Raw genomic sequence first — 11,325 nt, forward strand, 5'->3', positions numbered from 1 at the left:
TTTGAAAAACATTTCATGTTTTTCAAAATCACGACACTAGTGTCGCGATGGAATGGAAGGGTTCGTCCGGCGTGGGCTTTCCGGGCAAGGCCGGACCCATGGGGAGGGGGGCCGGGGTACGGCGCGCCCCGGCCCGGGGAACTCTACACCGGGATCAGCGACAGCCCGGTCTCGCCTTTCTCCAGCCGGAACTTCTGTCCCTCCTGGATGTCGATGCCGGCGAGCATGTTGGCGGTGATCACGATCCTGCCGCCCCGGCAGACGGGGGAGGTGCTTCTGGTGCGGGTGGAAGCGCCGGCAATCGCGAGGTATTCCTTCTTTTCCTGGATGAGCTTGAACAGGTGATTCTTCAACGTCGGCTTGGACTGGATGCCGAGTTCAAGCATGATTTCCTTTTCGCTTTTCCCTTCCTTGATCAGCGCGTAAAGTTTTTCGCCGTCGTACTTGGCTTCGATTTTCTGGCCTTTCACAGCAGGCATATGGATTCCTCCGGGTGATTTGTTCGCTTGGATGGATGGTATCTATTGTATGTCTCCGGTCAAGCAAAAAGAACACGTTTGATTTGTCCTTTGCATGAAAGGGCAAGAAAACGGATTGCGGAGCGGCATGAAATAACGTGCGAGAAACGCATGCGCCCTTTGGTCCACCGGCGCTCCGGGCGGGGGCTGCGCAGGGGGCCGGACAGGCGCGGCCTGGCGGCACGTTCGCGGAGACAGGGCGGCGGCGCGCTCCGGCTTCCGGCCGGTGGGCTGGCGGACGCCTGCCCGCGTCAGGGCTCCAGCAGGGCGCGGGCAAGCGCGCGTTCCAGCGCGGCGGGGGTGAAGGGCTTGGGCAGAAAGCCCGATGCGCCGTGGCGTCCGGCCTGGAAGACGTTCTCCAGGGTGCTCTCGCTGGAGACCAGCACGAAGGGGAGGCGTGCGAGGCCCGGGTCGGAGCGCACCATGTCCAGGAAATCCAGGCCGGAGCGTCCCGGCATCCTCAAGTCGGAGAGGATGAGCCCCACGCGACGCGCACGGAGCACGTCCAGGGCTTCGTTGACGCTGGCGGCGCATTCGACCTGGGCGAAGCCCATGTGTGCCAGGTGCTGCTTCACAAGGTGGCGCATGCTGGCGGAGTCGTCCACCACGAGAACGGTGACCGAGGCTCGGCCGGGTTCGTGCTCCGTGTGGGCCTCGGCGAAGAGTTCGTGGTCCGCACCGGGGGGGCAGGCGATGGCCGCCGTTTGCGGTGCGGAGCGGACGACGCCCAGCAGTTCGTCCACGGTCTCGGTGAAGAGAGAGGCGCAGAAGGGCTTGGCCAGCACGGCGGACACGCCGTGCAGTGCCGTGTCCACGGCAGCGAGGCCCTGGCGTCCGGCGAGCGCAAGGACCCGGGCCCCCCGGAAGGCCTCCTGGCGGCGCAGGGACTCCAGCACGGACAGGTCGGGCATGCCGCCGTGGTCCACGTCCACCACGGCCAGGTCCACCGGCTCGCCCCCGTGCGCCTCTCGGGCGTAGGCCTCGGGCGACTCGGCCTCGGCCACGCGCCTGTGGCCCGCTTCCCGCAATCTGCGGGCCAGAGCCTGCCGGATGCGCTCCGAGGGCTCGATGAGCGCGATGCGGTGGTCGGTGTTCATGGGCCTGCGCGCCTCCTGTTGCCTCATCCCGGTTGCGTCCGGCCTGCGGACGCAGGCGGGTACGGGGGGACGCCGACGGAACGCTCCTGCGGCGCGTTCGCGTGTCGTGTCCTTACAACTCTTCCGTACAGATTTTCATGGCTGCCAGCCAAACACATTTCCATTCATTTTGAAAAACAACTTCCTGTTCTCCACAATCGCGCCACTCGTGTCGTGATTTTGAAAAACATGAAATGTTTTTCAAAATTAAAATCAATGGTTTTGCATGATTGCCTCAAGAGTCCGCATGGACGGATTTTGAGGACGCAACACTAGGAGGGCTTGCGCTTGTGGGCGAGCGCCCCGGCGATCCAGGTTTCGTCCACGTTGCGGTCGTCGCCTGCGGCCATGATGCCGAAGAGGAGCCGGGCCGCCTCCTCCACGTCGGCGGGCGCGCCGCCGGGCACGGCCAGGGACTGCCTCCAGGCCATGGCCGTCTGGCCCGCGTTCCAGTCCAGGACCACGAAGTCGGCCTCCTTGCCCTTGTCGAAGTTGCCCAGCACGTCGTCCAGATAGAGGGAGTGCGCCCCGCCCAGGGTGCCCAGGTGGAAGGCGCGGTAGGGCGAGAGCTTGTTGCGCTCGGCCTCGGCCAGGTCCTGCTCGCGGGGGTTCACGGAGCCGTCGAGCAGGGTGTTGTTGCACATGCCCACCTTGTAGGCCTCTTCCATTACGCGGAGCAGGCTGAAGGCGTTGCCGCCGCCCACGTCGCTGCCCAGGCTCAGGCGCACGGGGTTGTCGGGGTCCTTGGCGCGGCCCAGGCGGAAGAGGCCGCTGCCCAGGAAGAGGTTGGAGAGCGGGCAGAAGCAGATGGCCGCCCCGGCCCGGGAGAAGCGGCGCATCTCGTCGTCGGAGAGCCAGACGCCGTGCCCGGCCGTGAACCGGGGGCCGAGCAGCCCGTACTTCTCCTGCACGCGGGTGTAGTCGGAGCAGTCGGGGTATTGTCGGCGCACGGCGAGGATCTCCGAGGGGTTCTCGGAGATGTGGGTGTTGATCCAGCAGTCGGGGTGCTCCTTCTTGAGTCGGGAGCAGGCCTCCATCATGGCGTCCGTGCAGCCCAGGGCGAAGCGCGGGGTGATGGCGTAGAGGTTGCGCCCCTTGCGGTGGTGCTTCCCGATGAGCCGCTTGGACTCGGCGTAGAAGGCCTCCGGGCTGATGAGGCAGTCCTCGGGCGCGAAGCGGTCGATGCCGGTGAGCCCCGCGATCACGCGCATGTTGCGCCGCGCGGCCTCGGCGAAGAACTCCTCGGTGGAGACGGGGCTCGATGTGGTGAAGGCCTGGCAGGTGGTGGTCCCCCCGGCCAGGAGGGCGTCGAAGAAGCGCCGGGCGGCCTCGCGAGCGTACTCGCGGTCGGCGTACTTGCGCTCCTCGGGGAAGACCCACGTCTGGAGCCAGTCCAGCAGCTGGGCGCCGTAGGCCCCCAGCACGCGCGTCTGCGGGAAGTGGACGTGCCCGTCGATGAAACCCGGCAGGATGAGCCGGTCCGGGATGCTGGTCACGGGCATGCCGGGATGGCGGGGGGCCACCTCGGCGTGGGGTCCGAAGTCGTCGATGACGCCGTTGCGGACCACAAGCAGGCCGTCGGGGAGGAAGCGCGCGGCCTTGTGCTCCTCGCCGGGGTGTTTCCATGGGTCGTCGACGAGGTCGAAGAAGCAGCCTCGGACGGCCAGGGTCGCGCCGGTCATGGTGGTCCTCCGTGAGGGTGTGGCCGGGAAAGGTCCATCTTTCATACTATAACACCGCCGGGCGCTTCCGCCAAGCGGCCCTGCCGTCTCCCGGGGACGCGCTACGCCCGGCGCGCGCGGCCCAGGGCGTCGGCGGCGCGCAGGGCGCCAAGCACCGCGCGGGGCGAGACCTCCACGGGCTCGTTGTGGATGGATTCCCCGGGCTCGCAGGCCTTGCGGGCCACGCGTTCCAGCTCCTCCGGGGTGATCCCGGGCAGTCCCAGAGCCTCGAAGGTGGCGGGCAGCCCCAGGGCGGCGCACAGGGCGTAGACCTCCTCCATGAGGGCAGCAGGCTTGTCCGTGAGGAAGAGCGAGGCCAGCACGCCGAAGGCCACCTTCTCGCCGTGGTGGCGCGCGCGGGCGGCGGGCAGGGCCGTCAGGCCGTTGTGGATGGAGTGGGCCGCGCCCAGGCCTCCGCTCTCGAAGCCCAGGCCGCTCAGGAGGGTGTTGGCCTCCACCACGCGCTCCAGGGCGGGCGTGACCACCCCTGCCTCGCAGGCCGTGAGGGCCTGTGGGCCCCAGTCGCGCACGGTCTCGTAGCAGAGGCGGGAGAGGGCGTGGGCCGTCATGGAGCCCGTTCCGCCGGGGATGTTGCGGCCGCGCCCCGCCCGGCAGGACTCGGCCTCGAACCAGGTGGCCAGGGCGTCGCCCATGCCCGAGGCCAGGAAGCGCGCCGGGGCGCGGGCGATCACGGCCGTGTCCACGAGCACCAGGTCCGGGTTGCGGGGCAGCACGTCCGCGCGCCGGAACTCCCCGGCTTCGGAATAGACCACGCAGACCGAGCTGCACGGCGCGTCGGTGGAGGCGATGGTGGGCACGGCGGCGGCGCGCAGGCCCAGGCGCGCGGCGGCGGCCTTGGCCGCGTCCAGGGTCTTGCCCCCGCCAAGGGCGCAGACGCTCTGCGCGCCGAAGTCCCGGGCCAGGGCGGCCAGGCGGTCGATCTCGGCGTCGGTGCACTCGCCGCCGAAGCGTTCGGCGCGTACGGCCCCGGCCCGGGCGAGCCCGGGCAGCAGGCCGGGGACCAGGCGCTCCAGGGGGCTCGGGGAGGCCACCAGGAGGTGGCGGTCCCCCAGGCGGGCCAGTTCGTCGCCCAGGCGCTCCAGGGCGTCGGCCCCCTGCACGTAGCGGCCGGGGAAGAGCGTGGTGGTGATCATGGGTCGGCTCCCTTCGTCAGGTTGCGGCGGCCTTGCGGCTGCGTTTTTCTCCATACATGGCCCGGTCGGCCTTTTCGAGGAGGTCCTCCAGGTCGCGGGCGTCCTCGGGGAAGAGCGCCAGGCCGATGCTGGCGTCCAGGGCCAGGCGGGTTTCCTCGAAATGGAAAGGCTTGCGGATCTCCCGGGCGATGCGCGTGGCGGCCAGTTCGGCGCACTTGCGGTCGGGCACGTCGGGCAGGATCACCCCGAACTCGTCCCCGCCCAGGCGGGCCACGGTGTCGGCGCTCCGGGCGGCGCTCAACGCGCGCTGTCCGGCCTCCCGGATGGCCGCGTCCCCGGCGCGGTGACCGTGGGTGTCGTTGATGCTCTTGAGGCCGTCCAGGTCGAAGTTGAGCACGCCCACGGGCTTTTCGTTGCGCCCGGCCTGGGCCAGGCACTGGCGCAGGCGGTCGTAGAACAGGGCGCGGTTGGCCAGCCCCGTGAGGCTGTCCCGGGTGGCCAGGCGGTAGAGCTCCTGCACCTCGTATTTTGCGGAGAAGTACATGGCCGCGCCGATAAGCCCGGACATCAGTTCCAGGATGCGCACGTGGTGCGCGTCGAACCGGCTCGGATCGGGCGAGACGATCTTCAGCACGCCCACGGGCGTCTCGCCGTGCACCAGGGGGGCGACCACCATGGAGCGCAGGCCCACCTTGCGGCAGGCCTCGCGGTCCACGCGGGGGTCCGTCTCGGAGTCGTCGCAGGCGAGCACCTGTCCTCCGGCCACGCACAGCCCCGAAAGGCTGGACTTGCGCCGCAGGCGAAGGCCCAGCTGCCCGGCGGCCAGCCCCGTGGCGGCGCGGTAGATCATCTCCTCGCCCTCGGCCAGCTCCACGATGGCGCCGGCCGCGTGGGTGAGGCTTTGCACCCGTCCGGCCACCAGTTCCATGATGGCCCCAAGGTCCAGCCCGAGCCGGGCGACCTCCGTCTGAGTCTGGATGATGGAATACAGCACGTCCTGTGAGAGGTCGGCATGGCGTCCCGCGTCACTCATCGGTCCCCCCTGTCGGCTTCGTTGACCGGCCCGTCGCTTGCGGACACTTCCCGATAGCCTTCCGTTCTTTCCGGGGCAAGGCCCCGGCGGGCCTGAAGCTTTGACAGGCCCGCACGCGTCCCCTAAGGAGAAACCCGGTCATCGTCTTTTCCGTGGTGGCTCATGGACACGCGTACCGTTCTACTGTTGCTCGCGCTCGGCTCGTTCGTCGTCTGGGCGATCCTGCTGGCCTTCCAGGCCGGGATGCCCCACGCGCGGCGCATCCCCTACTGGACCATGGCCAAGTTCCTCCAGGGATTCGGCTCCCTGGGCCTCTGGCATTTCGGCCCCTCGCCGGACCCCGCCGCCGTGCTCGCGGCCAACCTGCCGCTGCTGCTGGGCTGCGCGGGCGAGGCCTGGGCCGTGCTCCACCTCATCGGGCGCGAGGCTTCGGCGCGGCTGCGCCATGGCGTTGCCCTGGCCGTTTGCGCCCTGTGCGTCCTGAGCGGATTGCTGGCGTCGGGGGATCGCTCCTCCTTGGTGTTCGCCCTGCACGCCGCGCTCTACGGCCTGCCCGCCTGGGCGCTCCTGGCCGCGCCCGGAGAGCGCCGCGCCCTGCGCGGCCTGCTGGGCGGGTGCTTCCTGCTCATGGCCCTGCTTTTCGCCTCCCACGCCTTCTGGCTGGCCGCCTCCCCCCCGGGCGCGCCGCACGAGTTCCGGTCCGCCACGTTCCGGGCCATTCCCCTGGCCACTTACTGCATGCTCCTGGTGAGCGGCTTCGCCATGCTGCTCCTGGCCAAGGAGAAGGCCGACGAGGCCCTGAGCGACGCCGAGCGCTCCATCACCCTGAAGGAGGAGCAGTACCGGCTCATCGTGGACACGGCCAACGAGGGCGTGCTTTCCATGGACCGCGAGGGCGCGGTGGTCTTCGCCAACGGGCGCATGGCCCAGCTGCTGGGCTGCCACCCCGGGGAGCTCCCGGGGCTCTGCTACGCCGACCTTCTGGCCCCTGGGGAGGAGGCCTCGCCGGGCGGGCCGCCCGACGGCGCGAGCGAGGCCCTTCTGCTGCGCAAAGACGGGGAGCCCCGCTGGATGTCCGTCTCCGCCCGGGCCGTGCACGACGCCTCGGGCACGCTCACGGGCTCCTTCGCCATGTTCACCGACATCACGGAGAGCCGCCGGGCGCGCCAGGAGCTGGAGGAATCCCACCGCAAGCTGGAGGCCCTGTCGGTCACGGACGGGCTCACCGGCATCGCCAACCGCCGCCGCTTCGACCAGGCCCTGGCGGAGGAGTGCGCCCGGCACGCCCGCACCGGGGCGGCCCTCTCGCTCATCCTCCTGGACCTGGACCACTTCAAGGGCTTCAACGACGCCCACGGCCACGTGGCGGGCGACGAGTGCCTGCGCCGCGTGGGTGCGCTTCTGGCGCGGGAGGCGTCCCGCGCGGGCGACCTGGCCGCGCGCTACGGCGGGGAGGAGTTCGTCTGCATCCTGCCCGCCACGCGGTTCGCAGGGGCGATGGGCGTGGCCGGGGCCATCCGCCGGGGCATCGAGGCCCTGGAGATTCCCGGCGCGCCGGGGGGCGTCACGGCCAGCCTGGGGGTGCTCACGGAACATCCCGGGCCGGACTGCGAGCCCCGCGAGCTGCTGCGCCGCATCGACCGCCTGCTCTACAAGGCCAAGGCCGGAGGCAGGAACCGCATCGAGGGCCAGGGGCCGGACCAGCCCGCCGCCTGATCTGCTCCCGCCGCGCCCGCCGCGCGCCGCACCGGCCGCTCCGGGCCGCGCCCGCATCACGCCGCACCGCCGCCGCGTTCCCGGCGCGCCTCGCGTTTGACGCGGGAGGCCGCGCCGTGTATGGAAAGAAATCGTCGGCTTTCCTATGATTTCGACAGATTTGTTAAGCCCGGGCTCGTTCAATCCGTCCGCAACGGGAGGAATCACCGTGCCGCGCATCCTCGTCGCCCTGCTGGTCCTGTTCTGCGTCCCCTTCTCCAGCGCCTCGGCCGCCGACGTGGTGCGCCTGGGCAACCTGAAGTTCGCCCACTACGGGGCCATCGCCTACATGAAGGAGATCGCGCCGCAATACGGCCTGGAGATCCAGGAGCGCGTGTTCCCCAAGGGCATCGACATCATCCCGGCCATCATCGCCGGGGAGATCGACGCTGCGGCCAGCGCGGCCGACGGGGCCGTGGCCGCCCGGGCCACGGGCGTGCCCGTGCTGGTGGTGGCCGGGTTCGCCAAAGGCGGGGCGCGCATCGTGGGCCGAGCGGACATGAAGTGGTCCTCCGTGGCCGACCTCAAGGGCAGGAAGGTGGGCGTGGCCCGGGGCGGCGCGCAGGAGCTGGTGCTCCTGGCCGAGCTGGACAAGCACGGCCTCACCTTCTCCGACAAGGGCGACAAGGACGTGCACCTGGTCTACATGGCCTACGCCGACATCAACCAGGCCCTGCTCTCGAAGAACATCGACGCCATGTGCCAGTCCGAGCCCCAGTCCTCCCAGGCCCTGAGCCAGGGGTTCGGCGCGGAGATCATCAAGCCCTACGACACCCCCCTGGGCGAGCCGGTGCGCACCCTGGTGATCACCGAGAAGATGTACGCCAACAAGGACGTGGCCGAACGCTTCCTCAAATGCTTCGTGGCGGCCACCAGGTTCTTCCTGGACAATCCCGACAAGGCCCAGGCCTACGTGCGCGAGAAGATGTTCAAGGGACAGCTCTCCGCCGAGGACTACAAGCAGGCCCTGGAGAACTCGCCCTTCAGCTACGACGTCACCGTGGACCACGTGCAGACCACCATCGACATGATGGTCAAGTACGGCATCGGCAAGCTGGCCAGCCCGCCCAAGGCCGCCGACTTCGTGAAGCTGGACCTCCTGGCCAAGGCCAGGAAAGACCTGGGCATCCAGTAGGGCTCCGTCCGAATGGGCAAGGAGGACCTCTACGCCCCGGGCCTGGCCGCGCGCCTGGCGCGGGCCCTGGCCGTGCCGGCGGCGCTCCTGGCGCTGTGGCAGCTGGCGGCCGTCTCCGGGCTGGTGAACCCGCACATCCTGCCCTCGCCGTGGCAGGTGCTCCGGCGCTGGGCGGCCTACGCCAGCCCCGCCGCGCCCCTGGCCCAGGGCATGAACCCCCTGGCCTGGGCCTTCTCCGGCGAGCTGCCACACGACGCCCTGGCCACCGCCGTGCGCGTGGCCGTGGGCTTCGCCATCGGGGCCGGGCTGGCCCTGCCCCTGGGGCTGGCCATGGGCTCCTTCGAGCGGGTGTACAACCTGCTCAACCCGCTGCTCCAGGTGCTGCGGCCCATCCCGCCCATCGCCTACATCCCCCTGGCCATCCTCTGGTTCGGCCTGGGCAATCCGCCCGCCTACTTCCTCATCAGCCTGGGGGCCTTCTTCCCCGTGCTCATGAACACCATCGCCGGGGTCCGCCAGGTGGACCGCATCTACATCCGCGCGGGGCGCAACCTGGGGGCCGGGCCTGCCGCCATGTTCACGCGCATCATCCTGCCCGCGGCCACGCCGCTGATCCTCACGGGGCTGCGCGTGGGCGTTGGCGTGGCCTTCATCTGCGTGATCGTGGCGGAAATGATCGCCGTCAACGACGGCCTGGGCTTCCGCATCCTGGAGGCGCGGGAGTTCTTCTGGTCGGACAAGATCATCGCGGGCATGCTCACCATCGGGCTCATGGGACTGGCCATCGACACGGGCATGGACCGCCTCAACGCCCACCTCCTGCGCTGGCACCGGGGGGCCGGCGGCCGATGAGCGCCCTCGACGCGGCAACGGCCCCCGGCGCGCCCCTCGACGTGGTCCTGCGCGGCGTGGGCAAGCGCTTCCCCGGCAGGGACGGCGAGGTGCTGGCCCTCACGGGAATCGACCTGGACGTGCGCCACGGCGAGTTCCTGTGCATCCTGGGGCCCTCGGGCTGCGGCAAGTCCACGCTGCTCAACGCCATCGCGGGCTTCGCCCTGCCCTACGACGGCTCCATCACCGCCAACGGCGTTCCCGTCACCCGTCCCGGGCCGGACCGGGCCATGGTCTTCCAGGAGTACGCCATCTTCCCCTGGATGACCGTTGCCCAGAACGTGGCCTTCGGCCTGAAGATCAAGGGCCTGCCCCGGTCGGAGATCGAGGCCCGCGTGGACGCGCTGCTGCGCAAGTTGCAGCTCCAGGACTTCCGCGACCGCTTCCCCAAGCACCTCTCGGGCGGCATGCGCCAGCGCGTGGCCATCGCCCGCGTGCTGGCCCTGGATTCGCCCATGCTCCTCATGGACGAGCCCTTCGGCGCGCTGGACGCGCTCACCCGGCGCAACCTCCAGGACGAACTCCTGCGCATCTGGATGGAGTGCGGCAAGACGGTGCTCTTCGTCACCCACAGCATCGAGGAGTCGATCCTGCTGGCCAACCGCGTGGTGGTGATGACCTACCGGCCGGGGACCATCAAGCGCGTGGTCCCCGTGGAGCTGCCCTATCCGCGCGATCCGGCCTCGCCGCGCTTCGCGGAACTGGCCCGGGAGCTCTCCGGGCTGGTGATGGAGGAGCAGATGCGCCACGAACAGGCCGAGCGCGCGGCCGGGGACGACGCCCCCTAGCAGCCTTTTGAAAAATCCTCGCTGGCTGCGTTGCAGGGAAAAAGCCAAACCCTCACGTATGAGAAATACGCTTCGGGCTTGGCTTTTTCCCTGCGCCTTGCCAGCGAGTTTTTTGAACAGGCTGCAAGAATCGATTTATTCAACGGGCTGCTAGCCGGATGAACGCGTCAAGGGCCGCCACGGACGTGCGGCCTCTCCGCCGAGACGAGCGCGGCCGCCCGATACCGCCCTGGCGCCGCGCCTCCTGACGCCGCCATACGATCGAAGGCCCCTAAAAACGAACCGCCCCGCGCGAGCGGGGCGGACCGGTTGAGCATTTTTCCAGCCTGTGGCGAGGGGAGCCGTCCCACAAGCGTGGGGCGGCTCTGCCCGCTAGAACTTCTCGAAGTCTCTCGACTCTGCCTCGTCGGCCTCGTTCAGGGCCAGCACCACGCCGCCGCTCTGTCTGGCCGGGGCCCGCGTCGGCGCGGCGGTAGCCTGCGGGGCCTTGCGCCCCTGGACCATCCTGCGGGCCGGGGCCTGCCGGCCGCCGCCCTCCACCTGGAAGAAGCCGATCACGCTCTGGAGCTGTTCGGCCTGGGAGGAAAGCTCCTCGGCGGTGGACGCCAGCTCCTCGGAGGCAGAGGCGTTCTGCTGCACCACCTGGTCCAGTTGCTGGAGGGCCTTGTTCACCTGGAGCGCCCCGGAGTTCTGTTCGGTGCTGGAGGCGCTGATCTCCTGCACCAGTTCGGCGGTCTTCTGGATGTCGGGCACCAGGCGGTTCAGCAGTTCGCCCGTGCTCTCGGTGACGGCCGTGGAACTGGCCGAAAGGGTGTTGATCTCGGCGGCGGCCTGCTGGCTGCGCTCGGCGAGCTTGCGCACCTCGGCGGCCACCACGGCGAAGCCCTTGCCGTGCTCGCCAGCCCGGGCGGCCTCGATGGCCGCGTTGAGGGCCAGCAGGTCGGTCTGTCGGGCGATCTCCTCGATGATGGAGATCTTCCGGGCGATCTCCTTCATTGCGGCCACGGTCTGCACCATGGCCGCGCCGGACTCGCGGGCGTCGCCCGCCGCCTTCACGGCGATGGATTCGGTCTGGCGGGCGTTGTCGGCGTTCTGGCTGATGGAGGAGGACATCTGCTCCATGGAGGCCGAGGATTCCTCCAGGGCGGCCGCCTGCTCGGTGGTGGCCTGGGAGAGGCTCTGGGCCGAGGCCGA

10 protein-coding genes are annotated in these 11,325 nt (G+C 69.7%); 4 read left to right on the plus strand and 6 right to left on the minus strand.

Annotated elements, in window-relative coordinates; translation table 11 throughout:
- Positions 1-143 precede the first annotated feature (143 nt).
- The 5 genes from ACV4UX_RS14565 to ACV4UX_RS14585 form a co-directional block, all read right to left on the minus strand.
- Complete coding sequence (locus ACV4UX_RS14565) at positions 144-479, minus strand: hypothetical protein (protein ID WP_491594004.1); 336 nt, start codon at positions 477-479, stop codon at positions 144-146.
- Positions 480-769: 290 nt separating this feature from the next.
- Positions 770-1,615 carry a response regulator gene (locus tag ACV4UX_RS14570; protein WP_491594005.1) on the minus strand — a complete coding sequence of 282 codons (846 nt, stop codon included), beginning with the start codon at positions 1,613-1,615 and terminating at the stop codon, positions 770-772.
- Between the two features lie 311 nt (positions 1,616-1,926).
- A complete protein-coding gene (gene guaD / locus ACV4UX_RS14575; protein WP_491594006.1) occupies positions 1,927-3,336 on the minus strand; it encodes a guanine deaminase in 1,410 nt (469 codons plus the stop codon).
- 101 nt (positions 3,337-3,437) lie between these two features.
- Positions 3,438-4,529 (minus strand): glycerol dehydrogenase, encoded by a 1,092-nt coding sequence (locus tag ACV4UX_RS14580; protein ID WP_491594007.1) that lies wholly within the window; start codon positions 4,527-4,529, stop codon positions 3,438-3,440.
- A 16-nt stretch (positions 4,530-4,545) separates the two neighbouring features.
- On the minus strand, positions 4,546-5,562 hold the full coding sequence (locus ACV4UX_RS14585) for a diguanylate cyclase domain-containing protein (protein WP_491594008.1): 1,017 nt from the start codon (positions 5,560-5,562) through the stop codon (positions 4,546-4,548).
- Between the two features lie 162 nt (positions 5,563-5,724).
- Here ACV4UX_RS14585 and ACV4UX_RS14590 point away from each other — a divergent pair, with 162 nt between their 5' ends.
- From ACV4UX_RS14590 to ACV4UX_RS14605, 4 genes are all read left to right on the plus strand, one after another.
- Complete coding sequence (locus ACV4UX_RS14590; RefSeq protein ID WP_491594009.1) at positions 5,725-7,278, plus strand: sensor domain-containing diguanylate cyclase; 1,554 nt, start codon at positions 5,725-5,727, stop codon at positions 7,276-7,278.
- A 208-nt stretch (positions 7,279-7,486) separates the two neighbouring features.
- Positions 7,487-8,452: an ABC transporter substrate-binding protein gene (locus ACV4UX_RS14595; RefSeq protein WP_491594010.1), complete on the plus strand. Its 966-nt coding sequence runs from the start codon at positions 7,487-7,489 to the stop codon at positions 8,450-8,452.
- Positions 8,453-8,464: 12 nt separating this feature from the next.
- Positions 8,465-9,304 carry an ABC transporter permease gene (locus ACV4UX_RS14600; RefSeq protein ID WP_491594011.1) on the plus strand — a complete coding sequence of 280 codons (840 nt, stop codon included), beginning with the start codon at positions 8,465-8,467 and terminating at the stop codon, positions 9,302-9,304.
- Positions 9,301-10,131 carry an ABC transporter ATP-binding protein gene (locus ACV4UX_RS14605; protein WP_491594012.1) on the plus strand — a complete coding sequence of 277 codons (831 nt, stop codon included), beginning with the start codon at positions 9,301-9,303 and terminating at the stop codon, positions 10,129-10,131. The genes ACV4UX_RS14600 and ACV4UX_RS14605 overlap by 4 nt, the downstream gene beginning before the upstream one ends.
- A 372-nt stretch (positions 10,132-10,503) precedes the next feature.
- Here ACV4UX_RS14605 and ACV4UX_RS14610 read toward each other — a convergent pair.
- A partial coding sequence (locus ACV4UX_RS14610) for a methyl-accepting chemotaxis protein (protein ID WP_491594013.1) occupies positions 10,504-11,325 on the minus strand: 822 nt, incomplete at its 5' end.

It is taken from the genome of Fundidesulfovibrio sp. (assembly GCF_058402725.1).